Source organism: Microbacterium suwonense (assembly GCF_030296555.1).
In the GTDB taxonomy this organism is placed as follows: Bacteria; Actinomycetota; Actinomycetes; order Actinomycetales; family Microbacteriaceae; genus Microbacterium; species Microbacterium suwonense.
Map to the genome: position 1 here is coordinate 2,042,421 of NZ_AP027728.1, position 19,822 is coordinate 2,062,242.

Genomic DNA, 19,822 nt, shown 5'->3' on the forward strand with positions numbered 1-19,822 from the left:
TCGGCACTGACCGCTGCGGTCGCCCTCCCGCCTGGTGGGAGGGCGGCCGCAGACCGTTTCTTGCAGTTGTGCAAATGGTGCGCCACAGCATAGAATGCATGGGTGTAAACTTCTCCTCTGGGTCTCCGAGAACGACAACGCCTCGAAGTCGCGGCGGCCATCCATGACGCCGCCGCTGAGCTCCTCCTCGAGCATGGCTGGACAGCTTCCACCGTCGACATGATCGCGGCGCGGGCCGGCATCTCCACCCGGACGTTCTTCAACTATTTCCCCAGCAAGGAGGACGCCGCCCTGGGGCTGCAGCCGCTGCACGTCCCCGACCATGCGGCCGCAGCGTTCCGCGAGGGAGACGGCGACCTGTTCGAGCGCGCGGTGCGACTCACGATGGAGGTCATCCGCACCGCCGTTCCCGACGACGGTCTCGGTGAGCGGCGATCCGAGCTCATCCGCACCCTGCCTGAGCTGCGCGGGCGCCTCAAGCACTTCTCCACGACCGCCGGCGAACTCATCGAGCCTGTCCTGATCGAGGAGCTCACGAGACGAACCCTGATCGACGAAGACGTGCATGCACAGGACATCCACGATGCCGCAACCGCGCTGCGGATGGTCGCCGGCACCGTGGTCCGTTTTGCCTTCGTCAAGAACCCCAGCGCGTGGTCCGGGACCACGACCGAGTCGCTGACATCCGCCACCGCCCTATTCCGAGAGGTCATCCAGAACCCATCATGACAGACGCCAAGATCCAGCCGTCGGCGGAAGCCGCGACGGCGAAACGCAACATCCTCCTGCTGTTCTCCACCCTGATGATCGTGATGCTGCTGGCGTCGCTGAGCCAGATGGTGCTCTCCAGCGCCCTGCCCACGATCGTCGGCGAGATGCACGGCGTGGAGCACATGACCTGGGTGATCACGGCGTACATGCTCGCCTCCACGATCACGATGCCGGTCTACGGCAAGATCAGCGACCTCGTCGGTCGCAAGCCGATGCTGATCGCCGCGATCGTGCTCTTCGTGGCCGGCTCGGTCGTCGGCGGCCTCGCGCAGGACATGAACTCCCTCATCATCGGACGGCTCGTGCAAGGCCTCGGCGGCGGCGGCCTCATGATCCTCTCGCAGGCCGCGATCGCCGACGTCGTGCCCGCCCGCGAACGCGGCAAGTACATGGGCATCATGGGCGGCGTGTTCGCCGTCTCCTCGGTCGCGGGCCCGCTGCTCGGCGGCTGGCTCACCGAAGGGCCCGGCTGGCGGTGGGCGTTCTGGATGAACGTTCCCCTGGGTATCCTGGCCGTCGTCGCCACCATCGTCCTGCTGCGCCTGCCGAAGCTGAACCGCACCGAGCGGCCGAGGATCGACTACCTCGGTATGATGCTCCTGGCGATCGCGACCTCGACGCTGGTGCTGGTCGGCACCTGGGGCGGGTCGATGTACGAGTGGGGGTCGCCGCAGATCATCGGGCTGATCATCGCCACGGTCGTCGTCGGCGCCCTGTTCGTGCTCGTCGAGTCCCGCGCTTCTGAGCCGGTCATGCCGCTGAGCCTGTTCAAGGACCGGAACTTCAACGTGACCACGATCGCGGGCCTGCTCATCGCGGTCGCGATGTTCGGTGCCGTCGGCTACCTCCCCACCTACTTCCAGATGGCGGTCGGGGCGAGCGCGACGGCGGCGGGCCTGCTCATGATCCCGATGATGGCGGCGCTGCTGCTCACCTCCATCGTCACCGGTGCGGTGATCTCGAAGACCGGGAAGTACAAGCTGCTCCCGATCGTGGGCACGGTCATCGTCGCCCTCGGCGTCGGAATGCTCGCGACCGTGCAGGTCGACACCCCGGTCGCCCTGATCTGCGTCTACATGGCCGTGATGGGCGTCGGGCTCGGCACGAGCATGCAGATCCTCACCCTCGTCGTGCAGAACTCCTTCCCGCACAAGATGGTCGGCACCGCGACCGCGGCGAACAACTACTTCCGTCAGGTCGGCAGCAGCCTCGGCTCCGCCGTCGTCGGTTCGATCTTCGCCACCCGGCTCACGTCGCTGATCACCGAGAAGCTGCCCAGCGGCGGGGCCGGCCCCTCCGACGGCGCGAACTCGCTGACCCCGGAACTGATCAAGTCCCTGCCGGAACCCATCCGCAACCTCATCGTCGAGTCCTACAACGAGGCGCTCATCCCGATCTTCATCTACATGGTGCCTCTGGCCGTCATCACCGCCGTGCTGCTGTGCTTCGTGAAGGAGAAGCCGCTCGCCACCGAGATCAACGCCGAGATCATCCCGGAATCCCTCGCCGAGGGCCAGCTGATCGCAGACGAGGAACTGCTAGACGGGCTGGAAGAGTCAGTTGCGCCCGCCGGGGCGGGGACGACGCAGGTTCAGCGACCGCGCCTCCGGCAGATCGCTGAGAACTGAACGGGGGTGGTGCACGGCAGTATCTGCCCTGCACCACCCCCGTCGCCGTATCAGTGGGGCGGGGTGATCCCGCGCCTGGTGAGTGCCTGCAGCAGCTCCGCAAGATCACTGATCGACTCGGGCGAGCGATCCGAGAGCACCGCGGCGAGCTGTTGCCGGTAAGGGGCGCGGGCTGCCGTCATCCGGGCGATACCGAGCGGGGTCATTGCAATCAGCCGGATCCGACCATCGCTCGAGTCGGCTGTACGTTCCACGAGGCCGAGCGTTTCGAGATCTCTGACCTGCCGGCTCATCTGACCCTTGTCCGAAGCAAAGCGTTCGACCAGTGTCGACAGACTCACGGGGCCGATCCGTGAGATCGTCAACAGCAGTTTGTAGGCCGAAGGCGGGAGACCCGGAGCGACCTGTCCCGCGGCGTCTGCATACATGCGGCGCACACCTGCCACGAAGTCCGCAAGCGCGTCGTCGAGGCGCTGCGTCGCGTCGGCATGTGATCCGTGCGATTCCGGCACGAAAGTGAAATTCGCCGAGCTATCCATGCATTCCAGTATCTCCCAGCATGTAAAAGATCATGGGCTTGACACGGGTCTGCTGCGGACTCTAGGGCAGCGCCCTCGCTGACACGGTCGACAGACGGATTCTGTACTTGTGCTCGTCCGCCCTGACCTGGTCCGGAACGTTCGCTCTCCTGACACAGTCTGTGCTTGGCCTCGAGTCGGTCGGGCCGATCCTGGTGGTGGTCGCTGTCCAATCCGCCGGTTTCGCGACTTCTGCCTCGGTTCGCGGCGCGATCATCCCCGCGCTCGTGCCGGTCGAGTTGATCCCGGCCGCTAAAGCGATCACGTACACTGTCAGCAAGGTTGGACAGGTTCTCGGCCCACTGATCATGCTCCCGAACGGGTTCGTCTACGCCTACGGGATCGATGCGCTGCTGTTTACCGTCGCGCTCTATGCCGTCTTCCGGCTACTGACCCTGCCGCGAGCCGCAGCGACGGGCCGGGCCGGCATCGGCGCGGTCATGGACGGGATGCGTTTCCTCGGCGGCAAACCTGTGCTGCTGACGGCGTTCACGGTCGACATCATCGCCATGTTGTTCGCCATCGCCGGTCTCGTGAGTGGATGGATCGGCAAGGTGCAGCGCCAGGTGTCACCCTGACGATCGCCGTGGGAATCTGGTGCGCCTCAATTGCCGCCGTCGGGCTCTCGCTCACTGTAGCCGCACTGTCCGGGGGCGTGGCACGGGTCGCCTCGTGTTCTCCTGTCCGTCGGGTTCCTATTTCCGAGAACTTTCTGGGCTCGCCGGCCAGTAGTCGCGACAGTGGGTAGATAGCGCATTCGAGTCCCCTCAACATTGAGATGTGAATAGGGCCATTAACCCGGATGATGCATATGAATGTCAATAAATGGCGCTAGTGCATCGGCTGTGCCTGATTGGCCTGATAAATCGGTGAGATCCACTCCGCAGCGAGCATCGCGAGCGCCGAAACCACGGCGAGTCCGCCGACCAGGGTCCACATCGCCCAGAGTGGCAACCCTGAGTCCACGAGCGCTCCAGGAAGAACTGCGGCCAACCCCGAAGCGAGACCAATCGCCACCAACTATCCGCGAACCTTGTTCGCAAGTTCCCGCTCGGGTTCCGTCGACACGCGCTTCGGCATTTCGCGGCATCGACGTGGCTGAGATTGGGCACTCCAGTCAACGAGGTGGCCGAGTATCTCGGAGACGAGGCGCGGACGGTTCTCACGACGTACGCGCACATTCTGGGCGAGGGACAACGCCGGGATTTCGTCAACAGATCGGCCGCCGCAGAGAGCAGCTCTCAGAATCGCGTACACTCCACGTACACTTGGGACCCAAAATCGACCCAAGCGAGCGATCTGAGCGACCGGCCGGGCTTCGGAATTTAGCGTCTGACCAGGATTTTTATGGCGGAGACGGAGGGATTTGAACCCTCGGTCCCCGTGAGGGGACTCCACCTTAGCAGGGTGGTGCACTAGGCCTGACTATGCGACGTCTCCAGGATTCCGACTCATGAGAGCACAGATCCGTCCTGCAATCATAACGGGTGCGCGGGGCTGGAACGAATCGGGATCAGCCGCTGCTGGAGTCGCGCATGACCAGCTCTGGCCGGAAGCGCACACGGCGGTCGTGGTCCCCTCCGTCGAGCTCTTTCAGCAGCAGATCCACACCCATCCAACCCAACAGGCGTGCCGGTTGATGCACCGAGCTGAGCGGTACGACCGTGGCCGAGGCGAAGTCGATATCGTCGTAGCCGACCAGCGCGATATCGCCGGGAACGCGGATGCCGGAGCCGAAGCTGAACGCCTGCAGCAGTCCGACCGCGAGCAGATCGTTCGCAGCGAACACGGCATCCGGTCGGTCCTCGGCGGCGCGCGCCGCCAGCTGTTCCCCCGCCGCGCGCCCCTGCAGCACGGTCAGCGACGCCCGCTCGACGACCTCGAGCGTCGCGTCCTGCACCTCGGCGACGGCCAGCTCCGCCCCCGCAGGCGCTGTGCCACCTGCCGTACCGACCGAGGTCCGCTCACAAACGCGATCCGGCGGCGTCCGGTCTTCAGCAGATGCGCGACGGCGAGCCGCCCGCCCTCCACATCGTCGACCGACACCGAGGGGAATTCCGCTTCGGCGACCTCGTGGTCCACGAGCACGACCGGCATGCCGGCATCCGTGAACCGCTGCAGTGACGCGAGGTCACCGGATGCCGGGGTCAGCAGCACCCCGTTCACCCGCTGCTCCTGGAACAGCGCCAGGTGCGCCTCCTGCCTGGCATCGCTCTCGTCGCTGTTGCCGAGCAGCACGGTCATCCCGGCATCCGCCGCGCGATCCTCCGCGCCCCGCGCGACCTCCGCGAAGAACGGGTTGCCGATGTCGGGAACGATCAACCCGATGCTGCGACTGCGGCCGGCGCGCAGCTGGCGGGCCGCATCGTTGCGCACGAATCCGAGATCGCGGATCGCCTTCTGCACGCGCTCGACGGTGCGCGCGGAGACGCGATCAGGCCGGTTGAGCACATTCGACACAGTGCCGACCGACACACCGGCCGCCGCCGCGACGTCCTTCACGCCCACTGCCATGCAGGTTTCCTCTCCACGCTGCCTGCCCGGAATGAGACGGGCGCAGACTCCACCTTCTCATTCCAATCGACGCGAGGCCCTGTCCACTCGGGTCGGTCGGACGCTTGACAAGGTGTTTCAGTTTCGCCTACTTTAGATGAAACGATTCAATCATATTGACATCTTGATTGGGAAAGCTATGACCCGCATCGCCTTCCAGCTGCAGGTGCGCCCCGAACTGCTCGACGAGTACCTCGCTCGCCACTCGACGGTGTGGCCCGAGATGCTCGCCGAGATCGCAGCATCCGGTCGCCGGAACTACTCGCTCTTCCTCGCACCCGGCGGCGTGCTCTTCGGCAGCTATGAGACCGACGACGATGCCGCCTCTCAGGCCTACCTCGCGGCATCCGAGGTCGCCGCCCGCTGGGAGGCCGAGATGAGCCGCTTCTTCGTCGGCCTCGACGGCCGCGCCGACCAGGCGGCCACCCCGCTCACCGAAGTCTTCCACCTCGAAACCCAGCTGGCTGCAGCAGAAAGCACCGAATCATGAGCATCCTCACCCCCGAGATCCTGACCGAACTCGAGAAGCAGTCCATCGAACTGCCCTCGTGGGCCTTCGGCAACTCCGGCACCCGCTTCCGGGTGTTCGGCACCCCGGGCACCCCGCGCGACCCCTTCGAGAAGATCTCCGACGCCGCGCAGGTGCACAAGCACACGGCCCTCGCCCCGAGCGTGGCCCTGCACATCCCGTGGGACATGTGCGACTTCGGCGACCTGCGCAAGCATGCCGAGGATCTGGGCGTGCGCCTGGGCACCATCAACTCGAACACCTTCCAGGACGAGGACTACAAGTTCGGCGCGCTCACGCATGAAGACGCGGCGGTGCGCCGCAAGGCGATCGACCATCACCTCGAGTGCATCGAGGTGATGGACGCCACCGGCTCCCGCGACCTGAAGATCTGGCTGGCCGAGGGGTCCAACTACCCCGGCCAGGCCGACATGCGCGCCCGCCAGGACCGCCTGCACGAATCGCTCTCGACCATCTACGCGGCCCTCGGCGACGACCAGCGTCTGGTGCTGGAGTACAAGTTCTTCGAGCCGTCGTTCTACCACACCGACGTCCCCGACTGGGGCACCAGCTACACGCAGGTGGCCGCGCTGGGCGAGAAGGCGATGGTGTGCCTGGACACCGGCCACCACGCCCCAGGGACGAACATCGAGTTCATCGTCATGCAACTGCTGCGCCTGGGCAAGCTCGGCTCGTTCGATTTCAACTCGCGCTTCTACGCCGACGACGACCTCATCGTCGGAGCCGCCGACCCGTTCCAGCTGTTCCGCATCCTCTTCGAGGTGGTCCGCGGCGGCGGCCTGAACAACCCAGACGTCGCGTTCATGCTCGACCAGTGCCACAACATCGAGGACAAGATCCCCGGCCAGATCCGCTCCGTGCTGAACGTGCAGGAGATGACCGCCCGCGCACTGCTCGTCGACCGCGAGGCCCTCGCGGCCGCACAGTCCGCGAACGACGTGCTCGGCGCCAACGCCGTCTTCATGGACGCGTTCTACACCGACGTCCGCCCCGCGCTCGCGGAATGGCGCGAGCGCCGCGGGCTCCCCGCCGACCCGATGGCTGCCTTCGCAGCATCCGGCTACCTCGCCCAGATCGCCGCCGAACGCGTCGGCGGCACCCAGGCCGGCTGGGGCGCTTGACCCACCCGGCTATATGGCACGGATGCACGGTTTCGGGCCGAGAACCGTGCACGGGCGCCATATAGACGGGCTGTACGACCGAGAACACGACCTGAGGACACCGCAGACATGACCAACCCCACCGCCGCCGCCCTGATCGCGCGCTCGAACCGACTGGGCGCCGACCCGAAGAACACCAACTACGCCGGCGGCAACACGTCCGCCAAGGGCACCGAGACCGATCCGGTCACGGGCCAGCCCGTCGAGCTGCTGTGGGTCAAGGGCTCCGGTGGCGACCTCGGCACCCTCACCGAGCAGGGCCTGGCCGTGCTGAGGCTGGACCGGTTCCGCTCGCTGGTGAACGTCTACCCCGGCGTCGACCGCGAGGACGAGATGGTCGCAGCCTTCGACTACTGCCTGCACGGCAAGGGCGGTGCAGCTCCGTCGATCGACACCGCCATGCACGGGCTCGTGGACGCCGCGCACGTCGACCACCTGCATCCGGACTCCGGCATCGCGATCGCGACCGCCGCCGACGGGCCCGAGCTGACGGCAAAGATCTTCGGCGACAAGGTCGTGTGGGTGCCCTGGCGCCGTCCCGGTTTCCAGCTGGGCCTGGACATCGCGAAGATCAAGGCCGAGCACCCGCAGGCGATCGGCTGCATCCTCGGCGGGCACGGCATCACCGCGTGGGGCGACACCAGCGAGGAGTCCGAGGCGAACTCGCTGTGGATCATCGACACCGCCGCGGCCTACATCGTCGAGCACGGCAGTGCCGACCCCTTCGGCGGCATCCGTTCCGGCTTCGAGGCGCTTCCGGATGCCGAGCGCCGGGCCCGTGCAGCGGCCCTCGCCGGCACGATCCGCGGCATCGCCTCGCACGATAAGCCCATGGTCGGGCACTTCACCGACTCCGACGTGGTGCTGGAGTTCCTGGCATCCGAGAAGGCACCGGCTCTGGCCGCACTCGGCACAAGCTGCCCCGACCACTTCCTGCGCACCAAGGTCAAGCCGCTCATCCTCGACCTGCCCACCACGGCGAGCCTGGACGAGCAGATCGCCCGCCTGCACGAGCTGCACGCGGAGTACCGCACCGACTACCAGGCCTACTACGACGCGCACGCCACCGACGACAGCCCCGCGATCCGCGGTGCCGACCCGCTGATCGTGCTGATCCCGGGCGTGGGCATGTTCAGCTACGGGGCCAACAAGCAGACCGCCCGCGTTGCCGGCGAGTTCTACGTCAACGCGATCAACGTCATGCGCGGTGCAGAGTCGCTCTCGACCTACTCCCCCATCTCGGATGCCGAGAAGTTCCGCATCGAGTACTGGGCGCTGGAGGAGGCGAAGCTGCAGCGGATGCCGAAGCCGAAGTCCCACCAGGGCCGCATCGCGTTCGTCACCGGCGCCGCATCCGGGATCGGCAAGGCCATCGCCACCCGCCTGGCCGCCGAGGGCGCCTGCGTCGTCGTCGCCGACCTCGAGCTGGAGAAGGCGCAGGCCGCCGCTGCGGAGCTCGGCAGCACGGATGTCGCGATCGGCGTGAGCGCGAACGTCGCAGACGCGGATGCCGTGCAGGCCGCTCTGAACGAAGCCGTGCTCGCGTTCGGCGGTGTCGACCTCGTGGTGAACAACGCCGGGCTGTCGTTGTCGAAGTCGCTGCTGGAGACCACCGAGAAGGACTGGGACCTGCAGCACGACGTGATGGCGAAGGGTTCGTTCCTCGTCTCGAAGGCCGCGGCACGCGTGCTCATCGACCAGAAGCTCGGCGGCGACATCATCTACATCTCCTCGAAGAACTCCGTCTTCGCCGGCCCGAACAACATCGCGTACTCGGCGACCAAGGCCGACCAGGCCCACCAGGTGCGGCTGCTCGCCGTGGAGCTCGGCGAGCACGGCATCCGCGTGAACGGCATCAACCCCGACGGCGTCGTGCGCGGCTCCGGCATCTTCGCTTCGGGCTGGGGCGCCAACCGCGCCGCCACCTACGGCGTGAAGGAAGAGGATCTGGGTCAGTTCTACGCCAACCGCACCATCCTCAAGCGCGAGGTCGTGCCCGAGAACGTCGCCGATGCCGTATACGTGCTCACCGGTCCGGAGCTGTCCCGCACCACCGGCCTGCACATCCCGGTCGACTCCGGCGTCGCGGCGGCGTTCCTGCGATGACCGTTCGACGAGCGCCGGTACCGGCTGCGGACGGATGCCGATCATGACGGCGCGTGCCTTCGCTGCCGTCGACCTCGGGGCCACCAGCGGGCGGGTCATGATCGAGCGGCTCGCCGACGGACGGGTCGACCTCGAGCTCGTGCGGCGCTTCCCGAACGGGCCGGTCGAGCGGTCGGACGGACTGCACTGGCACTTCGACGCGCTGTTCGAGAACATCGTCGCCGGGCTGGCAGATGCCGTGCGCCGTGAGCCGGCGATCGAGAGCATCGGCATCGACTCCTGGGCGGTCGACTACGGGCTGCTGCACGGCGGCGCGCTGCTCGCCGAGCCCTTCCACTACCGTGACGAGCGCACCGCGCCCGGGGTGGAGCAGGTGCACGGGATCGTGCCCTTCGCCGAACTGTACCGCCGCAACGGCCTGCAGTTCCTGCCGTTCAACACCCTGTACCAGTACCGGGTGGACCCGCGGCTGGTCGACGCGGATGCCGCGCTGCTGATCCCCGATCTGATCGCGTATCTGCTCACCGGGCGGCAGGTCGCCGAGCGCACGAACGCGTCGACGACCGGCCTGCTCGACGTGCACACCTCGGAGTGGGACACCGAGCTGGTCGAGCGGCTCAGCATCCCGGCATCCGTCCTCCCGGAATTGGTCGATCCCGGCACGGTGATCGGCACGCTGCGTCCCGAGCTCGCCGCGCGCATCGGTGCCGACCTTCCCGTGATCGCCGTCGGCTCGCACGACACGGCATCCGCCGTCGTCGCCACCCCGCTCACCTCCGCGAACTCCGCCTATATCTCCTGCGGAACGTGGGGGCTGGTCGGGCTGGAGCTGGCGGACCCGGTGGTGACGGATGCCGCACGCCAGGCGAACTTCACCAACGAGCTGGGCGTGGACGGTCGCATACGATTCCTGCACAACGTCGCCGGGCTCTGGCTGCTCAGCGAGACCGTGCGCGCCTGGGAGGCCGAGGACGGCACGGTCATCGACCTGCCACGGCTGCTCTCGGATGCGGCGGAGACCGGCGCGGAGGTGCCGCTGTTCGACGCGAACGACCCCACCCTCAGCGCCCCCGGCGACATGCCCGCGCGCATCGCCGCGCTGCTCGGCGACCGCGCACCCACCGGACGACCGGCGTTCACCCGCAGCATCGTCGAGTCGATCGCCGCAGCCTTCGCGGATGCGGTGCAGGCAGCGTCCGCACTGTCGCAGCGCGACATCGACAGCATCCACCTCGTCGGCGGCGGCTCACTGAACAGCCTGCTCTGCCAGGCCACCGCCGACCGCTCCGGACTCCCGGTGCTGGCGGGCCCGGTGGAGGCGACGGCACTGGGCAATGTGCTGGTACAGGCACGTGCACGCGGTGCAGCTCCCGCCACGCTCGAAGAGCTGCGCCGGCTGATCTCGCGCACGCACGAGCCTGTGAGCTACCGACCGCGCTGAGCGGGAGGCGCTCAAGCCTCGGCGAGCGGGACGACCTCGAACCCGAGCTTGTCCACCTGCATGCCACGCCGCTGATCGTCGCCGTGGTCGGCGGCTACCCGTGCTGTCGACCAGGCCTCGTATGCCTCGCGAGAGTCCCAGCGGGTGACGACGAAGTAGCGGTCTTCGCCGAATGCCGGGCGGAGCAGCTCGAAGTCCTGGAAGCCCTCCGCACGATCCACCGCGCGCTTGCGGGCGGTGAAGCGACGTTCGATCTCGGCCTCGGCTCCGGATGGGAAGCTCAGAGCGGTGATGCTGACGAACGCCATGGGAACCTCACTCACAAGAGACGATACGGAAGTAAGGCAATCCTAACTCGTGGGTCGAGGCTCAGCGCCGCACGTTCCCGTTCGAGCAGGTGGTGACGGCCGCCGAGGTGCCCTTGATCGACGACGGCAGCTCGACGACGTCTCCCGGGGTCTGGGTCGGCGTCGGCTCGGTGGTCGCGCCGGGCTCGGGATCCTTCACCACGACGCCGTCGTTCTTGGTGTTCTCGTGCGTGATGACGAGCTGCTTGTTGGCGGTGATGGCGTCCCACAGGGCGGTCGCGGCCGAGGTGTTCGGCACGACCTTGTTGCGATCCGCAGGATCCTCGTAGGTCGGGTACTGCACGAAGACGATGTCCTCGAACGGCACGTCCTTCACTGCCAGGGCGATCTGTGCGATGGTCATCGGGTTGGCGAGCGACGTCGAGGCCTCGAGGTTGTTCAGCCCGGTGTCGGCGAGCTTGAGCATGGTGCCCACGTTGCCGAGCACCTCGCCGCTGATCAGCTTGCGCACCAGGCTCGACATGTACTGCTGCTGGTTGCCGATGCGCCCCAGGTCGCTGCCGTCGCCGACCCCGTGGCGGGTGCGCAGGAACTGCAGCGCCTCGAGCCCCTTGATCGTGTGATCGCCGGCCGCCATGTCCAGACCCGTGAAGCGATCACGGATCGGGTTCGCCAGGCACACGTCGACGCCGCCGATGGCATCCGTGATCTCGATGACCCCGCCGAAGGTGACCTTCGCGGCGAAGTCGATGTCCTCGCCGGTGAGGTCATGGATGGTCTTGGCGACGCAGTTCAGGCCGCCCTTCTCGCCGCCGTGCTCGTAGGCGACGTTGAGCGGCTGCTTGCTCATGGCGGAGTACGTGCGGTTGTTGATGTCGGTGCAGGCCGGGATCGGGATCATCAGATCGCGCGGAAAGCTCACCGCGGTGACCCGGCGCGGCTCCGCCGAGACATGCACGAGAAGGTTGACGTCGTTCAGGGTGCCGTGCGAGTCCGGGCCGGTGCAGCGCTCTTTGAACAGGTGCGCGTACTTCGGCTCGCAGGTGTCCACACCGGTGAGCAGGATGTTGAAACCGCCCTCCCAGGCGGCGATGTCGGGAGGAGCTCCTTCTGACCATCGAGCTCGACGGCGTTGGCGCTGACCGTGCCGAGCAGGCCGCCCACCACGAATCCCGCCACGCCGAGTCCGCTGACCAGCACGACGGCCATCGCGATGCCGATCAGCTTCAGCAGCTGACCGGTCGCGCCGGGCGAGCGCAACTGACCGTGACGTGCGACGGGCTGGCGTCGTCTGCGGGACTCGCTCACTCGGTGCCTTTCGGAACAATGCTGCGGAGGGTGTGGGATTCGAACCCACGGGACATCTCTGCCCACTGGTTTTCAAGACCAGCTCCATCGGCCGCTCGGACAACCCTCCCGACCCCGGCTCACGCCTGAGGATCAGGCGTCGAGTCTATCGGTTCCGCGGACGTGCCGAACTCGCCGACGTCCTATTCTCGCGTTCTCACCTGGGGAAGACCTGGATTACCCAGGTTCTCGCCAGAGCGTCGAGGCCGGCGGACTGATGCTCAGGACGGATGCACGGAGCGGATGCCTCAGAGCAACGTGCGCAGCGCGATCGCCAGTCCCCCGTCATCCACGACCGCGGTCTCTTCGCCTGCTGCCGCCTTCACCTCGTCAGGGGCCTGGCCCATCGCCACCGCCCGGCCGCCACCGGCGAGCGCCCAGGCGAACATGCCGAGGTCGTTGCGGCCGTCGCCCGCGACGAACACTTCCCGTCCCGCTGTGCCGAGTTCGGCGCGCACCCGCTCGAGGGCAGTGCCCTTGTCGACGCCGCGCGGCGCGATGTCCAGCCAGGCGGTCCAGCCGATCGCGTAAGAGACCTCGTTCAGCCCCACTTCGGCGACCAGCTGCTGGAAATCCGCCTCGTCGTGGGACGGTGAGACCACCACCACGCGTGAGACCGGCTGCGAGACCAGTTCCTCGAACTCCACCTCACGGCCGCCGTCGAGCGTCCAGTCGTCCAGCACCGCGGTGTACAGCCGCTGACCCGACTCCAGCTCGACCATGTACCGCGCCTCGGGCAGCCGGTCGCGCAGCAGCGCCAGCACCGGCGCAGAGTCGAACACCTCGACATGCCAGCGCTGCCATTCACCATCGACCCGGCGCATGATCACGGCGCCGTTCGAGCACACCGCGAACTCCGCCGTCAGGCCGAGCTCTTCGATGTAGCGCCGCGTGCCGGCCCAGCTTCGCCCGGTGGCGAGCATGACCTCGTATCCGGCGTCGCGTACGTCGGCCACGGCTTCCAGTACGCCCGGGCTCAGTGTCTCGTCCTGCAGCAGGATGGTGCCGTCGATGTCCAGGCCGACCAGGCCGAGGGCGGTCACTCCGCAACCTGCGCGTCGGCCGCGGGGGCCGGCTCGTCAGCATCCGCCTGATCGGGGTCCACCCAGCCGAGCGGACGCAGCACCTCGATGCCGCCCAGGTACGGACGCAGCACCTCGGGCACCACGACCGAGCCGTCCGCCTGCTGGTGCGTTTCCAGCAGCGCGACGATCCAACGCGTGGTGGCCAGCGTGCCGTTCAGCGTGGCCACGTTGGTCGTCTTCGCGCCCTCCTCGGGGCGGTAGCGCACGTCCAGTCGGCGGGCCTGGTACGTGGTGCAGTTGGAGGTCGACGTCAACTCTCGGAAGGCATCCTGCGTGGGCACCCACGCCTCGATGTCGAACTTGCGCGCCGCGCTGGAGCCCAGGTCTCCCGCGGCGACATCGATCACCCGGTATGACAGCCCGAGCGCGGTGAGCATCTGCTCCTGCAGGGCGACCAGGCGCTCGTGCTCGGCCTCGGCATCCTCCGGCGTCGTGTACACGAACATCTCCAGCTTGTTGAACTGGTGCACCCGGATGATGCCGCGGGTGTCCTTGCCGTGCGAGCCGGCCTCGCTGCGATAGCACGTGGACCAGCCCGCGTAGCGCAGCGCGCCATCGCTCAGATCGACGATCTCGTCCTTGTGGTAGCCGGCCAAGGGCACCTCGCTGGTGCCGACCAGATAGAGATCCTCCTTGTCGAGGTGATACACCTCGTCGGCGTGCTCACCGAGGAATCCGGTGCCCTGCATGATCTCCGGTCGCACCAGGGTCGGCACGATCATCGGCGTGAACCCGTTCTGCAGCGCCTTGTCGAGCGCGAGGTTCATCAGTGCGATCTCCAGCCGCGCGCCGATCCCCTTCAGAAAGTAGAACCGCGCACCCGAGACCTTGGCCCCACGCTCCATGTCGATGGCGCCCAGCAGCTCGCCGATCTCCAGATGATCGCGCGGAGCGAAGTCGAACGTCGGGATCTCGCCCACGCGACGCAGCTCGACGAAGTTCTCCTCGCCGCCCGACGGGACGCCGTCGATCACGACGTTCTCGATGCGTGACAGAGCGGATGCCGCAGCATCCGCCGCCTCGTTCGCCGCCTGCTGCGCATTCTTGACGTTCTCGGCCAACTGCTTGGCCTGCGCGACCAGCGCCGCCTTCTCGTCCTTCGGCGCCTTCGCGACGGTCTTCCCGAAAGCGTTCTGCTCGGCACGCAGCGACTCGAACGCGTTCAGAGCGTCGCGCCGCGATCGGTCGGCCTCGATCGCCGCATCCACGGTCTCAGGGGCGTTGCCGCGGGCGATCTGCGAGCGGCGGACGAGCTCAGGCTGGTCGCGGAGAAGGGCGAGATCGATCATTCATCAAGTCTACCGAGCGGTTCCGTCGTGCCCTCCTGGCGGGGTCTCGGCAGGGCGAGCGGGTCTCGGCGGGGCGAGCGGGCCGCGGCGGGAGGGTGGGATGAGGCGGGTTGGGCGGGTTGGGTCGTAGAGTTGCGGCATGTCGGCATCCGGGAGAGAGCGCACGCACGCGGCTCTCGTTCTCAACCCCATCAAGGTCGATGCGAAGCGGCTCCGCTCGGCATTGCTGTCGCTGTCGAAGAAGCATGGCTGGGCGCCGCCGCGGTTCTACGAGACCAGCGTCGACGACCCGGGGCAGCAGGTCACGCGCACGGCACTCGACGAGGGTGCCGCCGCGGTGCTGGCCGCAGGCGGCGACGGCACCGTGCGGGCGGTGTCCGAGGCGATGGCAGGCACTGACGTCCCGTTTGCGATCGTCCCCGGGGGCACCGGCAACCTGTTCGCACGAAACCTCGGTCTGCCGCTGCTGGACCCCGAGAAGATGATGGATGCCGTGTTCACCGGCTTCACGCATCCGGTGGACATCGGCTGGGCAACCCTGACGCGTGAGGATCGTTCCGAGAGCGAGCACGGGTTCGTCGTGCTCGCCGGCATGGGGCTGGACGCGGACATGATCGCCAACACCCGCTCGGATCTGAAGAAGACGGTCGGCTGGGTGGCGTACCTCGACGGCGCAGCGCGGTCGCTGCCCGGCGCGAAGCCGTTCCGCGTCGTGTACCAGCTCGACGACGGCAGACTGCACTCCGCCAAGGTGCACAGCATGCTGTTCGCGAACTGCGGCGCTCTGCCCGCGGGCATAGCGCTGATGCCGGATGCATCACTGGACGACGGCACGATGGACATCGCCGTCATCCAGCCGACCGGGCCGCTGGGCTGGCTGGGCATCTGGCGCAAGGTGTGGTGGGACAACTCGGTGCTGCGGCGTTCTCGTGCCGGGCGTCGCGTGCTCGAACGGCGCGGCAGGAACTCCTCCATCCGCTACCTGCGCGGGAGCACTGCCGAGGCGGCGATGGTCTCGCCCACCTCGATCGAGCTCGACGGCGACGAACTGGGCACCGCCGTACGGATGTCCTGCCGCATCCAGCAGGGCGGGCTGAGCATCGTGCTGCCCGCCGGCCACGACGTCTCACGCTTCTGACCGTCCTGACAGCCCGTCTATATGGCGCTCATGCACGGGTGCACCGGCGTGTCGCGTGCACGAGCGCCATATAGACGAGTGGGTGGGAGGAACTCAGCCGATGACGTCGATCTCCGCGTCGAGGTGGTCGCCGGTGAGGGTGAGCGGAAACGGCGAATCGCCGGCACGTGGTTCGGGGAGCGTGATCGCCGTCACCCGGGGCGCCAGGTCCATCGTGCAGACGCGTTCCGGGCTCGCGAATGTGACCGTGGCACCGGCATCCGTCATCGCCACGTCCTCGACGACGGGCGGGCAGGTGGACGATCCCCAGGTCAGCAGCACGATTCCGGTGTCGTCGAACCAGCCGGCCGACGGCACGCCCACCGGCTCGGGATTCTCGATCACGTCCGATTCGAGCACGGCCAGGATCGCCTCGCCGGAGACGTCGCCGTACGCGGCGTCGATCGTGACCTGCTTCGTGACGTCGACGCCCTCGGGCACGGCGATCAGGGTCGCACGCGGCACGAGGTCGTCGGTGCAGATCGCCTCGGCGTCGCCCTGGTCGACGAGCGTCACCCGGATGGTCTGCCCGTCGGCCTGCGCGTCCGCCTGACCGGGACGGCAATCAGATGACGACGAACCCCAGGTGACGATGCCGATCGAGTGCCCTGCATCCAGCCAGGCGACTTCGATGTCGTTCGCGGTGTGCTCGGAGGGGCCGCTCCCGGCATCCGACCCACTGGTGCTGGTCGGTGCCGGGGATGCCGGCGTGGTCGCGCACCCGGCGGCAAGCAGCGCCACTGCGGCGAGCGCGAGGGCGGATGGAAGCAGGCGGGATCGCGAGAGGCTCATACCTCTCAGTGTCTCCGCCGCCGCCTTCATCTCAAAAGCGTCCTGCGCCGCTCACTGCAGCGCGGAGGTGAGCCGTGCGAGGTTGTCGAGCACGGTGGAGCGCAGCGGCTGCTGCATCCACTCCTCCAGCGTCAGCTCCCGGCTGAGTGCGCGGTACTCGTCCTCGACGATACGCATCTCGTCGACGAACTCCTCACCGCGCACCAGCATGGACACCTCCATGTTCAGACCGAAGGAGCGCATGTCCATGTTGCTGGAGCCGATCACCGCCACCTGGTCGTCGATGGTCAGGCTCTTGGTGTGCAGGATGTACGGCTTCGGGTACATCCAGATGCGGATGCCGGCGCGCAGCAGCGCCTCGTAGTAGCTGCGCTGAGCGTGGTAGACCACGGCCTGATCGCCCTGCTCCGAGACGAACAGCTCCACCTGCACACCCCGGTCGACGGCGGCCGTGACCGCCAGCAGCAGCGCCTCGTCGGGCACGAAGTAGGGGCTGACGATCATGATCCGCTCGCGGGCGGCGTACAGCAGCGCCAGGAACAGGCGCAGGTTGTTCTCGGCCTCGAACCCGGGGCCGGATGGCACGATCTGGCAGCCCAGTTCGCCCTTGCCGATCTCGACCCTGGTCAGATCGCTGGTGTCGGGCACGCGATCGGTCTCGGCATAATAATCGCTGAGGAACACGGCGTTCAGGCTCGCCACCACCGGCCCGTGCACACGCACCATCAGGTCGACCCAGTGCAGACCGCGCTTGATGTTCTTGGGCAGGTTGTACGAGGAGTCGGTGATGTTCTGTGAGCCGAGGAAGCCGACCGTGCCGTCGACCACGAGAAGCTTGCGGTGGTTGCGCAGATCGGGGCGCTGGATGCGGCCGCGCAGCGGCTGGACGGGGAGCATCAGATGCCAGTCCGCGCCCATGGCGTCGAGCCGCCGCAGCGTCTCTCGGTATCGCGGCTTCCAGCGGTTGGCCCAGTAGTCCAGCAGTACGCGCACTGGCACGCCGCGGGCGGCGGTCTCCTCCATCGCGCGGAAGAAGTTCTCGGTCGATGAGTCGCTCTGCAGGATGTAGAACTCGACGTGCACGTAGTGCTCCGCCCTGCGCATCGCCTCGGCCATGTCATCGAGCGACCCCTGATAGTCGCTGATCAGATGCGCCTCGTTGCCGCCGGAGAGCGGCAGCGCCCCGAGTCGCTGATTCATGGCCACCAGCGGCGGGAACCATTCCGGTGCGTTCGGGCGCAGGGAGCCGAAGTTCAGGTGGCTGGCGGCCTCGGCGATGTACTCGTTGACCTGCTCCTGCTTTCGGCGCCGCACACGCGGCAGCTTGGGATTTCCGATCAGCAGGAACAGCAGCACGCCGACGACGGGGATCAGGAAGATCGCCAGCAGCCAGGCCATCGCCGAGGTCGGCCGGCGGTTGCGCGGCACGACGATGATCGAGACGACGCGCACGCTGAGGTCGATGATGACATAGCCGAGCACAGCCCACCACGGCCATGCATCGATGAAGTTCACCGCCGTCCCCTCTCCGCCCGAGCGACGACCCGCTCTGGATCAGAGTAGCCGTAGCAGCGGACAGCGGTGGTGCGGATGCGTGATGCGGTGCGCAATACGTCACGGACGGTGACGACTGCGGCGATCAGGATGCCTTGGGCGGAAGGCCGCGCGCCGCACGCTCCTCGGCCTCGATCTGCGCGTGCACCTTGCGCTCGGTGCGGTCGGATCGCAGGATGCCGCGCAGCACCATCGCGAAGATCACGCAGATGGCGAGGGTCGGCAGAATGGCCCAGCCCATTGCGACCCAGATGTTGTCCACACCATCATGCTACGTCACCGTGGCTGTCAATCTCCCTGCACAATCCCGAATCTGCGCGAACTGTGCACAGGTGCTGGGATCCGCGTGTTCGGGCGTCCCCAGCGCGGGGCACACTCTCGGGATGAGCACCATCATCCATGCCAGAGAAACCGCCGACCTGCTCGGCATCGTCCCGGCCCTGGCCGGCTTCACCCCGCGGCAGAGCGTCGTCATGCTGCCGTTCCGCGGATCCCGCGCGCACGGCGCAATGCGCGTCGATCTGCCCGATCACGACGTCGATCCGGACGCGTTCGCCGAGACCCTGCTGCACGCACTGCTGCAGGTGGACGGCATCGATGCAACCGCGATCGTGGTGTACACCGACGATCATCCGCAATCCGTGCCCGACGGCGTGCTGCTGCCGCACCTCACCCTCACCGAGGCACTCCTCGACGTGGGCGATCAGGCCGGCCTGCGCATTCTCGAGGCGCTGTGCGTGACTCCGGACGGGTGGGCCGACTATCTCGACGAGGAGCCGCACCTCCGCCCGCTCGACGGCATACCTCCCGCCCCCGACGTTCCGGGGCTCGGCGACCTCAGCGGAGACCAGGACGCTGGAGCGGAGCTGCCGGCCAGCGACCTGGCCGAGCGAGAGCGCGTCGGGCGAGCGCTCAGCGAGGTCGAGCTGTCACTGGAACGACGCCGGCGGGGCGGTCGGCAACGGACGGATGCCGAGAATCCGATCCTCCTGGCGGTCGGCGACACCGTTCTCGACGATCTTCCCGCGTTCGCCGAGAGTCTCATCGAGCGTCCGGGCCTGCAGGACGACTACCGCTGTGCCGCACTGCTGTGGTGTCTGAGCCGGCCGACGCTGCGTGACGCGATTCTCGTGCAGTGGGCGACCGATCAGGAGTTCGGCGCTCGGGCGCTGGAGGCACAGCGCGATTACTCGACCAGCCATGCTCCGATCCCCGACGAGATCGGCCGCGTGTTCCTCGGCCACGGCGCCCGTCCTGACTCTGACCGCCTGGGCTGCGCATTGGAGACGGTCCGGCTGGCGGCGGCAAGAGCCCCGCGTCATGCGAAGGCGGGCGCACTCGTGGCAGCGGCCTGGCTGTCTTGGGCGCTGGGACGCTCCTCGCACGCGGCGAGGTACGTCGACGAGGCGCTGCGCATCGAGCCCGAGCACAGCATGGCGTCGCTGATCTCCACGATGCTCGCCGCAGCACTGCTGCCCGAGTGGGCGCTGCGACGGCCGTGAGG

18 protein-coding genes, 2 tRNA genes and 1 pseudogene are annotated in these 19,822 nt (G+C 67.5%); 9 read left to right on the forward strand and 12 right to left on the reverse strand.

Annotated elements, in window-relative coordinates; translation table 11 throughout:
• Positions 1-219 precede the first annotated feature (219 nt).
• On the forward strand, positions 220-729 hold the full coding sequence (locus QUE33_RS10195; RefSeq protein WP_286299709.1) for a TetR family transcriptional regulator: 510 nt from the start codon (positions 220-222) through the stop codon (positions 727-729).
• Positions 726-2,399: an MDR family MFS transporter gene (locus tag QUE33_RS10200; RefSeq protein ID WP_286299710.1), complete on the forward strand. Its 1,674-nt coding sequence runs from the start codon at positions 726-728 to the stop codon at positions 2,397-2,399. The genes QUE33_RS10195 and QUE33_RS10200 overlap by 4 nt, the downstream gene beginning before the upstream one ends.
• 50 nt (positions 2,400-2,449) lie before the next feature.
• Here QUE33_RS10200 and QUE33_RS10205 read toward each other — a convergent pair whose 3' ends face one another.
• A complete protein-coding gene (locus QUE33_RS10205) occupies positions 2,450-2,938 on the reverse strand; it encodes a MarR family winged helix-turn-helix transcriptional regulator (protein ID WP_286299712.1) in 489 nt (162 codons plus the stop codon).
• Between the two features lie 107 nt (positions 2,939-3,045).
• Here QUE33_RS10205 and QUE33_RS10210 point away from each other — a divergent pair, with 107 nt between their 5' ends.
• The gene (locus tag QUE33_RS10210) at positions 3,046-3,555 is read left to right on the forward strand and encodes an MFS transporter (protein WP_286299714.1); all 510 of its coding nucleotides are present in this window, start codon (positions 3,046-3,048) and stop codon (positions 3,553-3,555) included.
• Positions 3,556-4,325: 770 nt separating this feature from the next.
• On the opposite strand, the gene QUE33_RS10215 is transcribed toward QUE33_RS10210, so the two are convergent.
• Together QUE33_RS10215 and QUE33_RS10220 are read right to left on the reverse strand one after the other, a co-directional pair.
• Positions 4,326-4,417: transfer RNA gene (locus QUE33_RS10215), tRNA-Ser, on the reverse strand.
• Between the two features lie 73 nt (positions 4,418-4,490).
• A pseudogene (locus QUE33_RS10220) lies at positions 4,491-5,491 on the reverse strand (LacI family DNA-binding transcriptional regulator).
• A gap of 178 nt (positions 5,492-5,669) precedes the next feature.
• Between QUE33_RS10220 and QUE33_RS10225 the strand changes: the two are divergent.
• The 4 genes from QUE33_RS10225 (at position 5,670) to QUE33_RS10240 (ending at position 10,766) form a co-directional block, all read left to right on the forward strand.
• Positions 5,670-6,020 carry an L-rhamnose mutarotase gene (locus tag QUE33_RS10225; protein WP_286299718.1) on the forward strand — a complete coding sequence of 117 codons (351 nt, stop codon included), beginning with the start codon at positions 5,670-5,672 and terminating at the stop codon, positions 6,018-6,020.
• The gene (gene rhaI / locus QUE33_RS10230) at positions 6,017-7,180 is read left to right on the forward strand and encodes an L-rhamnose isomerase (protein ID WP_286299720.1); all 1,164 of its coding nucleotides are present in this window, start codon (positions 6,017-6,019) and stop codon (positions 7,178-7,180) included. The genes QUE33_RS10225 and rhaI overlap by 4 nt, the downstream gene beginning before the upstream one ends.
• Positions 7,181-7,288: 108 nt before the next feature.
• Positions 7,289-9,325, forward strand: a complete 2,037-nt coding sequence (locus QUE33_RS10235; protein WP_286299722.1) for a bifunctional aldolase/short-chain dehydrogenase — start codon at positions 7,289-7,291, stop codon at positions 9,323-9,325.
• A gap of 43 nt (positions 9,326-9,368) precedes the next feature.
• Entirely contained in the window at positions 9,369-10,766 is a 1,398-nt protein-coding gene (locus tag QUE33_RS10240) for a rhamnulokinase (protein WP_286299723.1), read from the forward strand.
• A gap of 11 nt (positions 10,767-10,777) precedes the next feature.
• Here the strand turns inward: QUE33_RS10240 and QUE33_RS10245 are convergent, their stop codons facing one another.
• The 6 genes from QUE33_RS10245 to serS all read right to left on the reverse strand — a co-directional run bounded on the left by QUE33_RS10245 (position 10,778) and on the right by serS (position 14,795).
• Positions 10,778-11,074 (reverse strand): antibiotic biosynthesis monooxygenase family protein, encoded by a 297-nt coding sequence (locus tag QUE33_RS10245; RefSeq protein WP_286299725.1) that lies wholly within the window; start codon positions 11,072-11,074, stop codon positions 10,778-10,780.
• Positions 11,075-11,135: 61 nt separating this feature from the next.
• Positions 11,136-12,125 (reverse strand): LCP family protein, encoded by a 990-nt coding sequence (locus QUE33_RS10250; protein WP_350226446.1) that lies wholly within the window; start codon positions 12,123-12,125, stop codon positions 11,136-11,138.
• Positions 12,050-12,382 carry a hypothetical protein gene (locus QUE33_RS16165; RefSeq protein WP_350226447.1) on the reverse strand — a complete coding sequence of 111 codons (333 nt, stop codon included), beginning with the start codon at positions 12,380-12,382 and terminating at the stop codon, positions 12,050-12,052. The genes QUE33_RS10250 and QUE33_RS16165 overlap by 76 nt, the downstream gene beginning before the upstream one ends.
• A gap of 24 nt (positions 12,383-12,406) precedes the next feature.
• Positions 12,407-12,491 (reverse strand) — tRNA-Ser (locus QUE33_RS10255).
• 178 nt (positions 12,492-12,669) lie between these two features.
• Positions 12,670-13,464, reverse strand: coding sequence for an HAD family hydrolase (locus QUE33_RS10260; RefSeq protein WP_286299728.1), 795 nt, complete (start codon positions 13,462-13,464; stop codon positions 12,670-12,672).
• The gene (gene serS, locus QUE33_RS10265; protein ID WP_286299731.1) at positions 13,461-14,795 is read right to left on the reverse strand and encodes a serine--tRNA ligase; all 1,335 of its coding nucleotides are present in this window, start codon (positions 14,793-14,795) and stop codon (positions 13,461-13,463) included. Before serS ends, QUE33_RS10260 begins: the two co-directional genes overlap by 4 nt.
• A 139-nt stretch (positions 14,796-14,934) precedes the next feature.
• Here serS and QUE33_RS10270 point away from each other — a divergent pair, with 139 nt between their 5' ends.
• Entirely contained in the window at positions 14,935-15,933 is a 999-nt protein-coding gene (locus QUE33_RS10270; RefSeq protein WP_286299733.1) for a diacylglycerol/lipid kinase family protein, read from the forward strand.
• Positions 15,934-16,026: 93 nt separating this feature from the next.
• Here QUE33_RS10270 and QUE33_RS10275 read toward each other — a convergent pair whose 3' ends face one another.
• The 3 genes from QUE33_RS10275 to QUE33_RS10285 all read right to left on the reverse strand — a co-directional run bounded on the left by QUE33_RS10275 (position 16,027) and on the right by QUE33_RS10285 (position 18,580).
• Positions 16,027-16,764 (reverse strand): hypothetical protein, encoded by a 738-nt coding sequence (locus QUE33_RS10275; RefSeq protein ID WP_286299736.1) that lies wholly within the window; start codon positions 16,762-16,764, stop codon positions 16,027-16,029.
• Positions 16,765-16,815: 51 nt separating this feature from the next.
• A complete protein-coding gene (gene cls, locus QUE33_RS10280) occupies positions 16,816-18,270 on the reverse strand; it encodes a cardiolipin synthase (RefSeq protein ID WP_378761700.1) in 1,455 nt (484 codons plus the stop codon).
• 133 nt (positions 18,271-18,403) lie between these two features.
• Positions 18,404-18,580, reverse strand: coding sequence for a hypothetical protein (locus QUE33_RS10285; RefSeq protein WP_286299741.1), 177 nt, complete (start codon positions 18,578-18,580; stop codon positions 18,404-18,406).
• Between the two features lie 121 nt (positions 18,581-18,701).
• Here QUE33_RS10285 and QUE33_RS10290 point away from each other — a divergent pair, with 121 nt between their 5' ends.
• Entirely contained in the window at positions 18,702-19,820 is a 1,119-nt protein-coding gene (locus QUE33_RS10290) for a DUF4192 family protein (RefSeq protein WP_286299742.1), read from the forward strand.
• Positions 19,821-19,822 lie beyond the last annotated feature (2 nt).